Annotated in this window: 14 protein-coding genes; 3 read left to right on the top strand and 11 right to left on the bottom strand. The window is 72.3% G+C overall.

The window, feature by feature from the left end; genetic code table 11:
- Positions 1 to 2: 2 nt before the first annotated feature.
- From AC0VX6_RS11320 to AC0VX6_RS11295, 6 genes are read right to left on the bottom strand one after another with little or no spacing between them, the layout of a single operon-like run.
- The gene (locus AC0VX6_RS11320; protein ID WP_248769982.1) at positions 3 to 692 is read right to left on the bottom strand and encodes a response regulator; all 690 of its coding nucleotides are present in this window, start codon (positions 690 to 692) and stop codon (positions 3 to 5) included.
- Positions 689 to 3187, bottom strand: a complete 2499-nt coding sequence (locus tag AC0VX6_RS11315) for an ATP-binding protein (RefSeq protein WP_475468500.1) — start codon at positions 3185 to 3187, stop codon at positions 689 to 691. Before AC0VX6_RS11315 ends, AC0VX6_RS11320 begins: the two co-directional genes overlap by 4 nt.
- Entirely contained in the window at positions 3187 to 3798 is a 612-nt protein-coding gene (kdpC, locus tag AC0VX6_RS11310; protein ID WP_475468498.1) for a potassium-transporting ATPase subunit KdpC, read from the bottom strand. Before kdpC ends, AC0VX6_RS11315 begins: the two co-directional genes overlap by 1 nt.
- Positions 3799 to 3826: 28 nt before the next feature.
- Positions 3827 to 6022, bottom strand: coding sequence for a potassium-transporting ATPase subunit KdpB (kdpB, locus tag AC0VX6_RS11305; protein ID WP_475468496.1), 2196 nt, complete (start codon positions 6020 to 6022; stop codon positions 3827 to 3829).
- Complete coding sequence (gene kdpA / locus AC0VX6_RS11300; RefSeq protein WP_475468495.1) at positions 6019 to 7689, bottom strand: potassium-transporting ATPase subunit KdpA; 1671 nt, start codon at positions 7687 to 7689, stop codon at positions 6019 to 6021. Before kdpA ends, kdpB begins: the two co-directional genes overlap by 4 nt.
- Positions 7689 to 7778, bottom strand: a complete 90-nt coding sequence (locus AC0VX6_RS11295; RefSeq protein ID WP_017564843.1) for a potassium-transporting ATPase subunit F — start codon at positions 7776 to 7778, stop codon at positions 7689 to 7691. Before AC0VX6_RS11295 ends, kdpA begins: the two co-directional genes overlap by 1 nt.
- 981 nt (positions 7779 to 8759) lie before the next feature.
- On the opposite strand from AC0VX6_RS11295, the gene AC0VX6_RS11290 reads away from it, so the two are divergent.
- The gene (locus tag AC0VX6_RS11290; protein WP_475469314.1) at positions 8760 to 10046 is read left to right on the top strand and encodes an HNH endonuclease signature motif containing protein; all 1287 of its coding nucleotides are present in this window, start codon (positions 8760 to 8762) and stop codon (positions 10044 to 10046) included.
- Positions 10047 to 10713: 667 nt separating this feature from the next.
- On the top strand, positions 10714 to 11949 hold the full coding sequence (locus AC0VX6_RS11285) for an IS701 family transposase (protein WP_475464928.1): 1236 nt from the start codon (positions 10714 to 10716) through the stop codon (positions 11947 to 11949).
- A 138-nt stretch (positions 11950 to 12087) separates the two neighbouring features.
- Here AC0VX6_RS11285 and AC0VX6_RS11280 read toward each other — a convergent pair whose 3' ends face one another.
- The gene (locus AC0VX6_RS11280; RefSeq protein ID WP_475468494.1) at positions 12088 to 12486 is read right to left on the bottom strand and encodes a hypothetical protein; all 399 of its coding nucleotides are present in this window, start codon (positions 12484 to 12486) and stop codon (positions 12088 to 12090) included.
- A gap of 494 nt (positions 12487 to 12980) precedes the next feature.
- On the opposite strand from AC0VX6_RS11280, the gene AC0VX6_RS11275 reads away from it, so the two are divergent.
- Positions 12981 to 13937, top strand: a complete 957-nt coding sequence (locus AC0VX6_RS11275) for a sporulation protein (RefSeq protein WP_475468492.1) — start codon at positions 12981 to 12983, stop codon at positions 13935 to 13937.
- A 145-nt stretch (positions 13938 to 14082) separates the two neighbouring features.
- On the opposite strand, the gene AC0VX6_RS11270 is transcribed toward AC0VX6_RS11275, so the two are convergent.
- The 4 genes from AC0VX6_RS11270 to AC0VX6_RS11255 all read right to left on the bottom strand — a co-directional run bounded on the left by AC0VX6_RS11270 (position 14083) and on the right by AC0VX6_RS11255 (position 16222).
- Positions 14083 to 14508: a DUF397 domain-containing protein gene (locus tag AC0VX6_RS11270; protein ID WP_274977472.1), complete on the bottom strand. Its 426-nt coding sequence runs from the start codon at positions 14506 to 14508 to the stop codon at positions 14083 to 14085.
- Positions 14509 to 14612: 104 nt separating this feature from the next.
- Complete coding sequence (tatC, locus tag AC0VX6_RS11265; RefSeq protein ID WP_274978121.1) at positions 14613 to 15464, bottom strand: twin-arginine translocase subunit TatC; 852 nt, start codon at positions 15462 to 15464, stop codon at positions 14613 to 14615.
- Positions 15465 to 15616: 152 nt separating this feature from the next.
- Positions 15617 to 15970 (bottom strand): Sec-independent protein translocase subunit TatA, encoded by a 354-nt coding sequence (gene tatA, locus AC0VX6_RS11260; RefSeq protein ID WP_475468490.1) that lies wholly within the window; start codon positions 15968 to 15970, stop codon positions 15617 to 15619.
- Positions 15971 to 16036: 66 nt separating this feature from the next.
- Positions 16037 to 16222, bottom strand: coding sequence for a hypothetical protein (locus tag AC0VX6_RS11255; protein WP_274977470.1), 186 nt, complete (start codon positions 16220 to 16222; stop codon positions 16037 to 16039).
- Positions 16223 to 16235 lie beyond the last annotated feature (13 nt).

Below are 16235 nucleotides of genomic sequence, written 5' to 3'. Positions count from 1 at the left end.
TGTCATCCGGGGGGCTGGAAACGGTATCCCATGCCGGGCTCGGTGATGAGGAACCGCGGCGCCTTGGGGTCGGGTTCGAGCTTCTTGCGCAGCTGGGAGACGTACAGGCGCAGGTAACCGGTGTCGGTGACGTGCTCGGAACCCCACACGTCCGCCAGCAGTCGCTGGCGTGTGACGAGCTTGCCGGCGTGGCGCATGAGGATCTCCAGGATGCGCCACTCGGTGGGGGTCAACCGCACTCCCTCCATCCCCGGCCCGCCCTCGCGGGTCACGGTCCGGGCCGACAGGTCCACGGTCAGCTCCCCCAGCCTGACGAGCGGTTCGGCGTCGCCGCCCGCACCCCGGCGGGTCAGGGCCCGCACCCGCGCCAGGAACTCGTCGATGGCGAAGGGCTTGGTGACGTAGTCGTCGGCGCCCGCGTCGAGCGCCTGGACCTTGTCCACGGAGTCGGTGCGCCCGGAGACGACGAGGATCGGGGCGCTGGTCCAGCCGCGCAGGCCCTCGATGACCTCCACCCCGTCCAGGTGCGGCATGCCCAGGTCGATCACGTACAGGTCCGGGCGCTGGTCGACGGCGGTGTTGAGGGCGTCGGCGCCGTTGGTGGCGACCACGATGTCGTAGCCGCGGGCGCGCAGGGTCACCCTGAGGGCGCGCAGGATCTGCGGGTCGTCGTCGGCGACGAGGATCTTCACGCGCCCTCCCCCGGGTCGGGGCTCTGGGCCAGGGACAGGGAGATGACCATGGTCAGCCCGCCGCCGGGGGTGTCCTCGGCGGTGAGCCGCCCGCCCATCCCCTCCACGAACCCCCGGGACAGCGCCAGTCCCAGGCCCAGGCCCGTGGTGTTGTCGGTGTCGCCCAACCGCTGGAAGGGGACGAAGAGCTGGTCGAGACGGTCCGGGGAGACGCCCGGGCCGTGGTCGATCACCCGGATCTGGGCGGCGGAGCCGAAGGCGCTGGTGGCCACGCGGGCCCCGCGGCCCGGCGGGGAGAAGCGCACGGCGTTGGCCAGGAGGTTGACGATGGCCCGCTGGAGCAGCCCGGCGTCGGCGCGCACGGCGGGCAGGTCGGGGTCAAGTTCCAGGTCCACGTCGGCCGGGCCCAGGCCCAGCTCGTCCAGCGCGGGCAGGATCACCTCGTCCGCGTCGGTGTCGTGGGCGGAGACCGCCAGCACGCCCGCCTGGAGCCTGCTGACGTCGAGCAGGTCGGTGACCAGGGCGGTGAGCGTGGCCAGGCTCTCCTCGGCGGTGGCGAGCAGTTCGTCACGGTCGGCGGGCGACCAGTCCACACCGGACAGGCGCAGGCTGCTGACCGCGGTGGTCACGGCGGCCAGCGGACGGCGCAGGTCGTGGCTGACCGCGGAGAGCAGGGCACTCCTGACCTGGTCGTTCTCGGCGAGCGGGCCCACCTCGCTGGCGGTGGCGCGCAGGTCCTGGTGTTCGAGGGCCGCGTCGATCTGGGTGGCGATCACCTCCAGGAGCCGCCGCTCGGAGGCGCCGAGGTCGGCGCCGTGGAGTTCGAGGCTGGCGCGCTCGCCCACGGCCACGACCGTGGGTTCGGCGCCGGGTGGGGGCTCGCCCGCGGAGCTGAGGACGGCCCCGTCCGAGCGCAGCCGCACCGCGTCCAGGGCGAAGGCCTCGCGGGTGCGGCCGACCAGGGCCCTGAGGGCGTCCTGGCCGCGCAGGACGCTGCCCGCGACGGTGGCGAGCAGCTCGAACTCGGCCCCGGCCCGCTGGGCGGCGCGGGTGCGGCGCGCGGCCTGGTCGACGACGTAGCTGACCAGGACCGCGTTGAGGGCGTACAGGACCAGGGCGCCCAGGTGGAGGGGGTGGTCGATCCTGATCTGGAGCAGCGGCTCGATGAACAGCAGGTCCAGCGTGACGGCGGACATCACGGCGGCGTAGAGCGCGGGCCAGATGCCGCCGATCAGGGCCACGACCACCACCAGCAACTGGTAGGTGAGCACGTCCGCGACCAGCGACTCCGTGCTGCGGTAGGAGACCAGCAGCCAGGTCAGGAGCGGGCCCGCCACGAGCGCGAGCGCGAACCCGGCCAGGCGGCGCCGCGGGCTGAGCGCCCCGCCCAGGCGCGGCAGGGCCGGTCCCCCGGCGGCCGCGGCGTGGTTGACGATGTGCACGTCGATGGGGCCCGACTCGCGGATGACGGTCGCGCCGACCCCGGGGCCGGTGAGCGCGGTGAGGAGGCGGCCGCGGCGGCTGGTGCCGATGACCAGCTGCGTGGCGTTGACCGCGCGGGCGAACTCCACCAGTGAGCGGGGGATGTCGTCGCCGACCACCTGGTGGAAGGCGCCCCCCAGCCGCTCGGTCAGGACCCGCTGGGCGGCGAGCGCCTCGGGGCGGGCGTCGCGCAGGCCCTCCTGGCCGCTGACGTGCAGGGCCAGGAGTTCGCCGCTGCCCGAGCGGGCGGCGATGCGCGCGCCCCGGCGCAGCAGCGTCTCCCCCTCGGGTCCGCCGGTGAGGGCGACCACCACGCGCTCGCGCGCCTCCCAGGTGCTGTCGATGCGGTGCTCGGCCCGGTAGTCCATCAGCGCGCTGTCGACCTCGTCGGCCAGCCACAGCAGGGCCAGTTCGCGCAGCGCGGTGAGGTTGCCCAGGCGAAAGTAGTTCGACAGGGCGGCGTCGATGCGCTCGGCCGGGTAGACGCGGCCCGCCGCGAGCCGGTCGCGCAGGGCCTGGGGCGCGAGGTCGACCAGCTCGATCTGGTCGGCCGCGCGCAGCACCCGGTCCGGGACCGTCTCGCGCTGGGGCGCCCCGGTGATGCGCTGGACCACGTCGTTGAGGGACTCGATGTGCTGGATGTTGACCGTGGTGATGACGTCCACGCCCGCGGCGCACAGCCGCGCCACGTCCTCCCAGCGCTTGCCGTGGCGCGCGCCGGGGGCGTTGGTGTGGGCGAACTCGTCGACCAGGGCGACCTGCGGGCGCCTGGCCAGGACCGCGTCCAGGTCCATCTCCGTCAGGCCCACGCCCCGGTGCGAGACCGCCGTGCGGGGGACGGCCTCCATCCCGTCGAGCAGGGCGGCGACCGCCTCGCGGCCGTGGGTCTCCACGACGGCGACCACGACGTCGCGGCCCTCGTCGCGCAGGCGCCTGCCCTCCTCCAGCATGGTGTGGGTCTTGCCCACGCCCGGGGCCGCCCCGAGGAAGACCCGCAGCCGTCCCCGCCTCATCAGCTTCCCCACCGGTCGAGCGCGATGTTCAACTCCAGGACGTTGACCCTCTCCTCGCCGAGGAAGCCCAGGTCCCGGCCTTCGATACTACGCCCGACCAGGGCCCGCAGCTCCCCCTCGGGCAGGCCGCGCTCCCGGGCCACCCGCGGCACCTGGAGCAGGGCGTACCCGGGGCTGATGTGGGGGTCCAGGCCCGAGGCGGACGCGGACAGCGCGTCGGCCGGGACGCGGTCGGGGTCCACGCCCTCGAAGGCGGCGACCTCCTCCCGGCGCTCCTCGACCGCCGCGACGAGCTCGGGGTTCTCCGGGCCCAGGTTGCTGCCGCCGGAGGCCCCGGCGTCGTGGCCGTCCCCGGCGGCCGAGGGCCGGGACTGGAACCACTCGGGCAGGGGACGGCCGTCGGCGCCGGTGAAGGACTGGCCGATCAGGGCGGACCCCACGACCGTCCCGTCCGGCGCGCGCAGCAGCGAGCCGTCGGCGCGGTCGGGCATGAGGGTCTGGGCCAGGAGCGTGACGGCCAGCGGGTAGGCCAGGCCGAGCACGAGGGTCAGGACCAGCACCGTGCGGAGGGCGGCGCCGAACTGGCGCAGGATGGCGCGTGTGGAGCTCATGGTGGGTGTTGCCTCCCGTGGGAGCGCGTCAGAATCCGGGCAGGAGGCTGACGACGCGGTCGATCAGTGCGATGCCAACGAAGGGGGCGGCCATGCCGCCCAGGCCGTAGAGGAGCAGGTTGCGGCTCAGGACGCGGGACGCGCTCAGGGGCCGGTGGCGCACGCCACGCAGGGCGAGCGGGATCAGGACGACGATGACGAGCGCGTTGAACACGACCGCGGACATGATGGCCGAGGCCGGGGAGCCGAGCCCCATGACGTTGAGCGCCGCCAGGCCGGGGAAGGCCCCCGCGAACAGCGCGGGGATGACCGCGAAGTACTTGGCGACGTCGTTGGCGATGGAGAAGGTGGTCAGGGCGCCGCGGGTCATGAGCAACTGCTTGCCGATCCGCACGACGTCGATGAGCTTGGTCGGGTCCGAGTCCAGGTCGACCATGTTCCCGGCCTCCTTGGCGGCGGAGGTGCCGGTGTTCATCGCCACGCCCACGTCCGCCTGGGCCAGGGCCGGGGCGTCGTTGGTACCGTCGCCGGTCATCGCGACGAGGGCGCCGCCCTCCTGTTCGCGGCGGATGAGGGCCAGCTTGTCCTCGGGGGTGGCCTCGGCGAGGAAGTCGTCCACCCCGGCCTCGGCGGCGATCGCCCGGGCCGTCAGCGGGTTGTCGCCGGTGACCATGACCGTGCGGATGCCCATCGCCCTGAGTTCGGCGAACCGTTCGGCGATGCCCTCCTTCACCACGTCCTTGAGGTGGACCACGCCGAGGACACGGGCCCCTCCCCCGGGTTCGCGCACGGCGACGGCCAGCGGGGTGCCCCCGCCCTGGGAGACGTCGGCGACCAGCGCCTCCAGGTCGGTGCGCACCACGGGGCCGACCGGGCCCTCCTCCCCGACCCACGCGGTGACCGCCGAGGCGGCCCCCTTGCGGATGCGGGTGCCGTCGGGCAGGTCCAGGCCGCTCATCCGCGTCCGTGCGGTGAAGGGCACGACCTCGCCCCGGGCCCGCGGTCCGGTGTCGGTCCCCCGCGCGGCGGCCAGCTCCACGACGGAGGTGCCCTCGGGCGTGGGATCGGCCAGGGAGGACAGGGCGGCGGCGCGGACCAGGTCCGCCTCGGGCACGCCCTCCAGGGGCAGGAACGCGCTCGCCCTGCGGTTGCCGTGGGTGATGGTGCCGGTCTTGTCGAGCAGCAGGGTGCTCACGTCCCCGGCGGCCTCCACGGCCCGGCCGGACACGGCCAGGACGTTGCGGCGCACGAGCCGGTCCATTCCGGCGATGCCCACGGCCGAGAGCAGGGCTCCGATGGTGGTGGGGATGAGGCACACCAGGAGGGCGACCAGGACGGGCACGCTCACCGGCGCGCCGACGTGGGCGGCGATCGGGCTCAGGGTGAGCGCGACGACCACGAAGACGACCGACAGGCTCGCCAGCAGGATGTTGAGCGCGATCTCGTTGGGCGTGCGCTGGCGCGAGGCGCCCTCGACCAGGGAGATCATCCGGTCCACGAAGGTCTCCCCCGGCCGGGAGGTGACGCGCACCACGATCCGGTCCGACAGCACCCGGGTGCCGCCGGTCACGGCGCTGCGGTCGCCGCCGGACTCGCGGACCACGGGGGCCGACTCTCCGGTGATCGCCGACTCGTCCACCGAGGCGATGCCCCAGACGACGTCGCCGTCGCCGGGGACGAGTTCACCGGCCGAGACCACCACGACGTCGCCGAGGGCCAGCTCGGAGGAGGCGACCGGGTGCGTCACGGCGTGTTCGGCGGAGGGGTCGGCCGCGGGGTCGTAGTCGCGGACCCGGTTGGCCGTGGTGCTGGTGCGCGTGCGGCGCAGGCTGTCGGCCTGGGCCTTGCCGCGCCCCTCGGCCACCGACTCGGCCACGTTCGCGAACAGGACCGTCAGCCACAGCCAGACGGCGATGGCAGCGGTGAACCCCGCCGGGACCGGGGAGCCGCCGGAGGGCTCGGGGCCGCCGAGGAAGGGCTCGGCGACCGCCAGGACGGTGGTGAGCGCCGCGCCCGCCTCGACGACGAACATGACGGGGTTGTGCCGCATCGACCTGGGGTCGAGCTTGCGCAGCGCGCCGGGCAGGGCCGCGGCGAGCTGGCGGGGGCCGAAGGTCCGCCGGGGTCCGCCCGGGCCGGTGCCGGAACCGTCGCCGGAACCGGGGACCTCGGCGGTCGTCCGGTCGGTGCCGGAGGTGTGCGATGTCAGGGACACGGTGCTCACAGTCCTTCCGCCAGGGGGCCCAGCGCGAGAACGGGGAAGTAGGTCAGGGCGGTCACCAGGACGGTGACGCCCACGAGCAGGCCGACGAACTGCGGCCTGTGGGTGGGCAGGGTCCCCGGTGTGGCGGGCACCCTGTCCTGGGCGGCGAGGGAGCCCGCCAGGGCCAGGACGAACACGACGGGCACGAACCGGCCCAGCAGCATGGCCACGCCCAGGGCGGTGTTGAACCAGGGCGTGTCGGCGGTCAGCCCCGCGAAGGCGGAGCCGTTGTTGTTGGAGGCCGACGTGAACGCGTACAGCACCTCCGAGAGCCCGTGCGGGCCGGGGTTGAGGAGGGAGGTGGCCACGACGTCGGCGCGCACGGCGGGGACGGCGAAGCTCAGCGCCGTACCGGCCAGTACCAGGGTCGGGGTGACCAGGATGTACAGGCTGGCGAGCTTGACCTCCCGCGGCCCGAGCTTCTTGCCCAGGTACTCGGGGGTGCGCCCGACCAGCAGGCCGCCGACGAACACCGCCAGGACGGCCAGCACGAGCATCCCGTACAGGCCCGAGCCCACACCGCCCGGCGCGACCTCGCCGAGCATCATGTTGACCATGGGCATCATGCCGCCCAGCGCGGTGTAGGAGTCGAACATCGAGTTCACCGCACCGGTCGAGGTCAGCGTGCTCGCCGATCCGAACAGGGTCGAGGCGTACACGCCGAACCGCTGTTCCTTTCCCTCCCAGGCGGCCCCGGCCGCCTCGGGCGCGGTGCCCGCGCCGTGGGCCTCCAGGAGGGTGAGCGCGGTCAGGGAGGCGGTGAACAGGACGGCCATGGCGGCGAGGACCGCGTAGCCCTGCCGGTGGCTGCCCACCATCCGCCCGAAGGCGCGCGGCAGGGAGAACGGGATGACCAGCATGAGCACGGTCTGGAACAGGCTGGTCCAGGGCGCCGGGTTCTCGAAGGGGTGCGCGGAGTTGGCGTTGAAGAACCCGCCCCCGTTGGTGCCCAGGATCTTGATGGCCTCCTGTGAGGCGACCGGACCGCCGGGGACGGTCTGGGTGGCGCCGCTGAGGGTGGCGGCCTCGGTGAAGCCGTTGAGGTTCTGCACCACGCCGCCCGCGACGAGCACCAGGGCGGCCAGCAGGGACACAGGGAGCAGGAGGCGCAGCGTGCCGCGGGTCAGGTCGACCCAGAAGTTGCCGATCGTGCCCGAACGGCGGCGGGCGAAGCCGCGGACGAGGGCGACCGCGACGGCGATCCCCGTGCTCGCCGACACGAAGTTCTGCACGGCGAGCCCGGCGAACTGGACGGTGTAGCCCAGGGTCAGCTCCGGCGAGTAGGACTGCCAGTTGGTGTTGGTCACGAACGAGGCGGCCGTGTTGAAGGCCAGCCCCTCGGGGACCGGAGGCAGGCCCAGCGCGTGGGGCAGGACGTTCTGGAGGCGCTGGAGCAGGTAGAGCAGGACCAGGCCCACGGCCGAGAAGGCGAGCACGGCGCGCAGGTAGGCGGGCCAGGACTGCTCGGAGCGGGGGTCCACGCCGACCAGGCGGTAGAACCCGCGCTCGGCCCGCAGGTCCTTGGTCGAGGTGAAGACCCGGGCCGTGTAGTCACCCACGGGGCGGTACAGCAGGGCCAGGATCAGGGCGAGGGCGGCGACGGGCAGGGCCGCGAGGAGCACCGTCATCAGAACCACTCCGGTCTGACGAGGGCGCACACGAGGTAGGCGATCGCGGCCACCGCGAGCGCGGCGGCCAGGAGGTCGAGGACGATCACAGCTTCTCGACCCCCCGGCCGATCACGCCCACGAGCGCGAACACGGCGAGGGCGGCGAGGAGATAGACGGCGTCGAGCACGGCGGAACTCCAGGAAAGGCGCGGACGGGTGCGTCCTCCGGGGCGGAGGACGCGGGCCCCAAAGGACCCCGAACCCATGCAAGACCCCGCGAAAGCGGACGGAGTTCGTCCTAACGGTTTCCATGCGGGTGGGGCGCGAACGCTAACGGAGTCCCTACACCTCGGTGTCCCGGGAGGAGATGGGGAGGGGCTGGGCCGGGCGGTCGGGGAAAGACGGCCCCGCGGCGGGGCAGGAGGGGAAGGGGCGGGTTGGGGTGTGGCGGGGTGGGGTGGGTGGCGTGCCCGGTTCTTCTGGAGGTGGCTGGGTTTTCCACAGGCAGGAGTTGGGGCTGGTCGTGGGTGGTGTGGTGATGGTTTCCTGGAAATAGGGGGGATCCCACCCAGGGGGCGTTTTGGTGTGCCCTGAAACGCTCTTCGTTCAATAACGGTAATGGATTGAGGGGTAGGGAGGGGCCGTCCACAGGGCCCCTCCCTACGCTATTCCTGTCGGGGGTTTCTGGCGGCAACGAAAGCGCGCCAGCTGCCGCGAAAGGGTACGGGCAGCGGGAAACGGCGGGCGCCGGGTGGGAGCGTGGGCGACCGACGAAAAGCGGCACCAAAGGCGGGAGCGGCTACCGGAGGGCGACCAACGCCCGGGGTGTGGGGGTGGTCGGGCTCTGCTGCGTCAGCACCAACAGCCAGCAGGCCCTCCGGTCTCGGGCAACGATCCTGACCCCTGCGGTCGGGGGGCGACATCGCCGAGGTCAAGGCGGCATTCTGAGCGCACCTTTTCGGACACCTTTTAACCCGACCCCATTGCGACCCATGAGACAAAACATCCTCCATAAAGAAAGTCGGCAATTGATGCTGTGAATAGTGGAGAAAGGGCGATCGGCGGCCTATAATAAGAAGTATGGAGACGATGACCGCAGCGCCCGAGACGGCCCCCGGGGAATGTTCCCCGGCCGTGGCCGCGCTGGCCGGTGCGCGCGAGATCATCGACCACGCGTTGAACACCGACGTGCCGCCCGGAGCGGACGAGAGCGCCGCTGAGGAGATCGCGGCGCTGTGGGCCCAACTGGACCAGATCCGGTACCAGGCGTTGGCGCGGATGGCGCGCCTGTACGCGCGGGGTGCGGTGGCCCGCTACAGCGGCTACTCCACGTTGGACAAGTGGTTGGTGCACCACGGCAAACTGCCCACCTCCCAGGCCAAGGACTTGGCGCGGCTGGCCCAGCATGTGCACGAGGAGACTCTGCCCGCCACGGTGGAAGCGGTGGAGACGGGCGTGGTGGGGTTGGGTGAGGCGGTGGTGATCGCCAAAGTCACCGACAAAGCCGTCCAGACCCGCGACGCCGAGCATTTCCCCGATCAGGCGCAGTACCGGCAGGGCTTCGAGTCCGCTCTGGTGGCGGCCAAGCAGGAGCGGCCTGCGTTGTCGGTCAACCAACTTCAGTCAGTGGCCCGCCAGGTCGCGCACCGTTTGGACCCCCACCGCCTGGACCGCGACCACGAGGCCGCTCACGCCTCGCGTGGCCTGGTCGTGCATGACACGTTCCAGGGCAGCTACCAGCTCCAAGCGTGGGGCGGCAGTGGGGATGCGTTGATCGTGCGCGCGGCCATCGACACCTTCACCACCCCACCCTCGGACGAGGACACCCGGTCGCGGTCGCAGCGGGAGCATGACGCGCTCATCGCGGCGCTGCGTTTCGCCACCACCCACACCGGATGCGCCAACGCCCCCGCTGCGTTGGCGCAGATCCGCATCGTGGTGCCGGTGCAGACCTACCTGGACGTTCAGGGCCAGGAAGTTCCGGCGCTGGACGAGCGCGGACGGGTGGTACCGGTCGGGGTGGTGCACGAGTTGGCCGCCGACTCTGAGGTGGTGCGGATGCTCACCGCCCCGCCCACCGGGCAGGTCCTGGACGTGAGCCACAGCCGCCGCCTGGCCTCAGCCCGCCAGCGCACCGCCGCCTTCCACGGGCACACCACCTGCGCCCACCCGGGCGGGTGCGAAGTTCCGGTGGCCCTCTGCCAGGCCGACCATGTCACCTCCTTCTCTCGGGGCGGGCGCACGGTGGTGGCGAACCTGCAACCGCTGTGCGGGCCGCACAACCGGGCCAAGTACCAACGCGAACTGCGCACACACCAGCGGCGAGGACAGGATCATCCGCCCGACAGAATTCTGGTTCCACCGCCCCGGGAATGACCCCGGCCGGTCCGGGCCCCGGCATGCCCGCGCCCGCCAGGCGGCCCGGGCCCTGCCGCCAGCCGTCGTCGCTGCCACCGTCGCCCACCCCCGCCACAGGGGCCGGTAGCGCTGCCCAAGCCGGAGGGCCCGCTCGCCTTTGGTGCCGACGCAGCAAAGCCCCACCACCCCCGAACGCCAACCGTTGATTGCCCTCCCGCACCACTTCGCGGCAGCAGGCGCCGCCACCTCCGGCCACCACCCGCGACCAGGGCGTTGAGCGGAGCCCCCAGACACCCGCTGCCTTTGGTGCCGACGCAGCAGAGCTGAGCCACCCGGCTTCAGCCAGCGTTGGTCGCGGCCTGCGCCACTTCGCGGCAGCTGGCGCCGCCACCTCCGGTCACCATCAGCGGGTGGGGCGTTGAACGGCGCCCCCAGACACCCGCCGCCTTCGCTGCCCACACAGCAGAGGCCAACCATCTCCCACCCTCGGGCGTTGGCCGCCCTCCCACACCACCTCGCGGCAGCAGGCGGCGCAGGAGCGAGCAACCACGCACGAACCCTGACCGTTGACCACCTGCCTCATGCCCGCGCCCGTTCCGGGACGCTCCGGGACGCTCCCCTCAACGACCTAGTAGTACTTCGTTAAGTCTATGATTTCGCGGTCTGGTTCCGCCATCATGGACCCGTGGACCTGACCGCTGTAGAAGAACTCCGTGAGGACCTCGACGCGTTCTGCGCCGAGGTCCTCGCCTCCATCCCCCGTAAGGACTCCCGGGCCTGGGGCAGCTGCTACCTGCGCGGATTAATGCTGGACGGGCGACGCAAGTCCATCCAACCCATGGCCGAGCGCCTGCCCGACGGCAACATGCAAGCGCTGCAGCAGTTCGTGGGCCAGTCCCCCTGGGACCACGTCCCCGTCCAACGCCGCGTGGCCACCAAGGCCAGCCGGGCCATCGATCCGGATGCGTGGGTGATCGATGACTCCGGTATCCCCAAAGCGGGCACCGAGTCGGTGGGAGCGGCCCACCAGTGGTGCGGCGCCCTGGGCAAGCAGGCGGTGTGCCAGAGCGCGGTCAGCTTGCACGCGGTCACCGACACCGCGTCGGTGCCGCTGAACTGGCGGCTCTACCTGCCCAAGGAGTGGGCCAACCCCGCCGATGAGCGCCGCGCCAAAACGGGTGTGCCCGAGCAGGTGGGCCACCGGGAGAAGTGGCGGCTGGCCCTGGACATGGTGGATCAGGCCCGCTCCTGGGGGCTTGAGGACCAGGTGGTGGTGGCCGATGCGGGGTACGGGCAGATCCACGGCTTCCGGCAGGGTCTGGCCGAGCGCGGTTTGGACTACGTGGTCGCGGTACGCGGTGATCTCAACGCCCACCCCGGTGGGGTGGTGCCCCAGGCACCCGAGCGGCCTGGTCCGGGTCCGCGTCTGCCGCGCTATCGGACCCCGGCCCGGACGCTGAAGGAGTTGGCGCTGGAGCGGGGGCGTGGGGCCTTGCGCCGGTGCACCTGGCGGCAGGGCTCACGTGGGGCGATGCGGGGCCGGTTCCTGGTCATGGACGTGCGTTTGGCGGGTAAGTCCGCCCGCGAGGCGGCTCTGGCCCGGGCAGGAGGCCGGGGTGGTTGGGACGGGGTGCTGCCCGCTCAGACGCTGATCGCCCAGTGGCCCCCGTATGAGCAGGCGCCGACCGATTACTGGTTGACCAGCCTGGATACGAAGACCGCGCTACGGCATCTGGTGCGGTTGGCCAAGATCCGGTGGCGGATCGAGCACGACTACCGCGAGCTCAAGCACGGTCTGGGGTTGGATCACTACGAGGGACGGACCTGGCGGGGCTGGCACCACCACGTCACGCTGGTCAGCGCGGCCCAAGCGTTCCTGACCCTGCGGAGGCTGGACCCAAAAAGTCGGACGTCGGTCTGAGTCTGTACCAGGTGTTGGAGGAGCTCCAACGGGTGCTGCTGTGCTGGACCGGCGTGTGCCACACCTGTCACCGACCACTCGCACAGCAGCACCCACCCGACACAAGTTAACGAAGTACTACTAGTAGCCGTTCCCCTCTCACCAGTCCGCGATCAGCGATACCGCCTCCTGCGGCTGGTCGTAGTTGTCGTTGTAGATCTGGAGCACCTCGTCGTCGATCTCGGGCGCCGCCACCACCACCATCAGAGCCAGCCGCTCCCCGCTCTCCGCGAGCTGGACGGCGCCGTCCTCCCGGGCCTGGGCCGCTTCGACGGCTCTGCCGCAGACGTCGGCGGTGGCGTCCTCCCCGGAATCGGCCGCCGCGGACTCCGAGGGCGAAGGGGAAGGCGAGGAAGACGGGGACGGCGTCACCGCCTCCACAGCCGAGGGCGACGGGGAAGGGAAAGGAGCGGCGCCGTCGTCAGCGCCTCCGTCGGCGCCCGCGCACGCCGTCACCGCCGCGAGCAGGAGGACCGCGGTAAGGGATGATCGCACCATCACGCACCTTCGGAGTCGGGGGGCCGCCCGGGCACGGCTCACTGAGGGCCGTGACCATGCGCGTCGAGTCGACCACAGGACGGGGACAAGATTAGGCAAGCCCCCGGTCGGTGGACCCCCTGGCCGCTTTCGGCCAAGGGGTACGGCGCTACGGCCCTACCTCGGGACGGCCGTGTTGCGGCCCGCCCCAAACGACATCGGCCGGACCACAACCACCCGGCCCGACCACTTCCCAGCCGCTACCCGGCCACGACGCGACCCACCGTGGACCTGCGGAGCCCGCCGGTCCCACCGGTGCCATCGCCGGACACCGTTCGCACACTCCCGGCCACACTGAGCACGGGCGAGTTTGCGGACGCCCCCAAAGCCCTCCCCCGGAACTCGGACCCGGTCTCCGCGGAACCGGCGCGCACCGCGTCCGCGTTGGGCGGGCGACACCAGCGCACCGGCCATCCGCGCGCCGGGGCGCACACGACGCCTCCCGGAAGGAAACCATGGTCTTCAAACGCCTGCTCGCCGCCTTCGGTGACGACGGTCCCACCGTCGACACCGTCCTGCCGCACCCCCACACCCGTCCCGGGGACCTGTTGGAGGGCAGCGTCGAGCTCACGGGCGGCGGGAGCCGCACCGAGATCGCCGAGATCGTCCTCGTGCTGGTCGCCCGGACCGAGGACGAGGAGGGGGAGGCCACCGGCGGCGCGGAGTGCACCCGCGTCCCCGTGGCGGCGGGCGTGAGCCTGGACGCCGGGGAGCACCTGTCGATCCCCTTCAGCCATCCCGTCCCCTGGCAGGCGCCCGTGACCGAGGCCGGGGGCTCGCCGCTGCCCGGCGTCCTGGCGGGGCTGCGTACCGAGGTGATCGTCGACGGGGACGCGGACAAGGGCGACCTCGACCGCGTCCACGTCCACCCGCTGCCGGTCCAGGACCGCGTGCTGGAGGCGATGCTGCGGCTGGGGGCCGCGTTCGCCGGGGTGCGAGTGGAGGGCTGGTCGGCGCCCGGACCCCACGAGGAGGCCGGGTTCCTCCAGACACTGGTGTTCCACCCCGCCGAGCACCACGCGCACGAGGTGGGCGAGGTGGAGGTCCTCTTCGCCGCCGACCCGGCGGGCGTCGGGGTGGGCTTCGCCTTCGACCGCCACGCCGAGGGGTTCTCGGAGGGCGGCTCCCCCAGTTGGTTCCGGGCCGAGCACTCCGACGCCGACCACACCGACTGGGCGCGGGCGGTGGACGAGTGGATCGGGCAGGCGCTGTACCGGCGCCGCGGGTTCTCCGGGCACGAGGGGGAGTACGGGGAGCAGGACGGCGGCGGCATGCTCGGCGCCGTCGGCGGGGTCGCGCTCGGTGTCGCGGGCGGCCTCGCGGCGGGCTATGTGGCGGCCGAGGTCGTGGACGAGATCGGCGACGCCTTCGAGGGCGAGGAGGAGCCCGAGGAGGTGGAAGAGGAGGAGTAGGGGCGGGCCTGCGGGGCGCGCGCCGCCGGGCGGGGAACCGCTTCGAGACCGGGTCCGGCTCCGGCTCCGGGCCGGGTTGCCGCCCCGCTCCGCGCGCGCCGGGCTCCGCCGGGCCGACGGGGCCCGGCGCGCTGGACGGCCGGGCCTACTCCGAGGCCCCCGCGCCGCCCTGCTCGGCCTCCTCGCGCTGGCGGCGGTGGTACTCCTCCATCGCCTTGGGGGTGTTCAGCGGCGAGGGGACCCAGGCCACCTCGGTGTCGACCTCGCCGCGCTGGATGCGGCGCTCCTCCTCGGTGAGGTACTCCTCGGGGATGTCGAACTCGCCGTCACGGGCGCCCAGGACGAAGGCCTCCCACTCGGCGGGGGTGAAGAACAGGGTGCCCTTCTCGGGGGACTTGCCGTCGCGCACCGCGCGGAAGCCGTCGTCGAAGGTGGCGACCTCGACCACGGCCTCGGACTCCTCCTTGGACAGGGAGGACCGCATCCAGACCGCGTCGGTGGTGTCGTGCCACTTCTCGTTGCCCATGGCCTCGGGCGGGAGCTCCCGCTCGGTCTCGGTCCGCTCGCTCATCGCACTTCCTCTTCCCAGCAACCGGCGTCGGCCGGGCTCCCCGGGCCGACGGGACGGCTCCGCGGCCCGTCCCACCGCCCGACCCTAGCGTGTACCGGAGGGGCTCAGGAGCGCCTTCCGCTCTCCTCGCCCACGTCGGGGCCGTCCAGCGGCGAGGGGGTCTCGTCCAACTCGGAGGGCGTCTCGTCGAGTTCGGAGATCTGGTCGTCGTCCAGGCCGGCGTAGGGGTCGTCGCGCTTCTTGCGCCGGTCGTTGAGGAAGGCGAACAGCTCGGCCACCTCGAAGAGGACGACGAGCGGAACGGCCAGCGCGAGCATGGAGATGGGCTCGGCCGGGGTGATGACGGCCGCGATCACGAACACCGTGAAGATGATGACGCGGCGCCACTTGGCGATGGCCGCGTGCGGCAGGATCCCGATGATGTTGAGCAGCGCCACCAGCAGCGGCAGCACGAAGCCCAGGCCGAACATGCCCATCATGATGAGCATGTAGTTGAGGTACTCGCTGATGGTGAGGAAGGGATCGGCGTCCTCGGGCAGGAACCCGAAGAGCATCGTCAGCGCGTACGAGGTGATGAAGTACGCCAGGGTCGCGCCCGCCGCGAACAGGACCGCGGCCAGGGGCGCGAAGATGTAGGCGTAGCGCTTCTCGCGCCCGTGCAGGGCGGGGGCGACGAAGGCCCACAGCTGGTACAGCCAGAACGGCGCGGAGGCGAGCGCGCCGACGAAGATCCAGATCTTGAAGGCGACGAAGAAGGCGTCGAAGGGCCCGGTGACGATGAGGGAGCAGTCGTCGGGGCCGGTCACCTGGGACACGGGCAGGGAGCAGTAGGGCTCCACCAGGAAGGCCCAGACCCAGTCGTAGACCAGGAAGCCGACCACCGTGCCCAGGGCGAGGGCGATCATCGCCTTCGCCAGGCGGTTGCGCAGCTCGCGCAGGTGGTCCATGAGCGGCATCCGGGCCTCGGGGTTGGTGGCCCGGCTTCGTGCCCTCATCGTGCGGTCACTCTCTCGTCGTCTGCTCCGGCCCCGTACCGCTCGGCGTCGGGGCCCTGGACTCCGGGGCGGGGCGGAGCCCGCACGCGCGTCGCCGCGCGGCCTCCGGGAACCTAGTTGCCGTAGGTGCGGTGCGTGGTCTCACCGGACTCGTCGACGATGCGCTGGCCGGGGGGCAGCTGCGGGTAGCCCTGCTGCTGGGGCTGCTGCGGCTGCTGCTGGTAACCCTGCTGGGGCTGGCCCGGCGTGTTCTGCTGAGGAGCCTGCTGCTGGTGGGTCTGGGCGCGGGTGTCCGCGTTGTCCTCGGACTCGTTGTTGTCGTCGTCGACCAGACCCTTGCTCTCGGCCTTGAGGATGCGCGCGCTGCGCCCCAGGGAGCGGGCCAGGTCCGGGAGCTTCTTGGCTCCGAAGAGCAGGATCGCCAGGACGATGAGGATGGCGATGGTAGGTCCGTTGAACGGTCCCATGGTTCTACCTCTCTGTGGGGCGCGACCAAGCGCCTTCGATGGTACGCGCATTCGAACGCGGGGCCATCACGGCCCCGCGTCACCGCGGCCGACGCGCTCACGCAGGTCAGCGCTGCTCGCCCGGTACTCGTCCGACGCACGTGCCACCGCTCGGGACAGCACCCCCGCCGCGCGGCGTGCGCGCAGCGCCGGGGCGCCGATGGCGACGAGTCCGGCCGTGACCACACCGAACAGGACAGCGAGGGCGATCACGCTGCAACCTTAT

Source organism: Nocardiopsis sp. iso_25, assembly GCF_056173305.1.
Note: the sequence above shows the minus strand (reverse complement) of the source record. Positions and strands in the feature narration are given on the sequence as shown.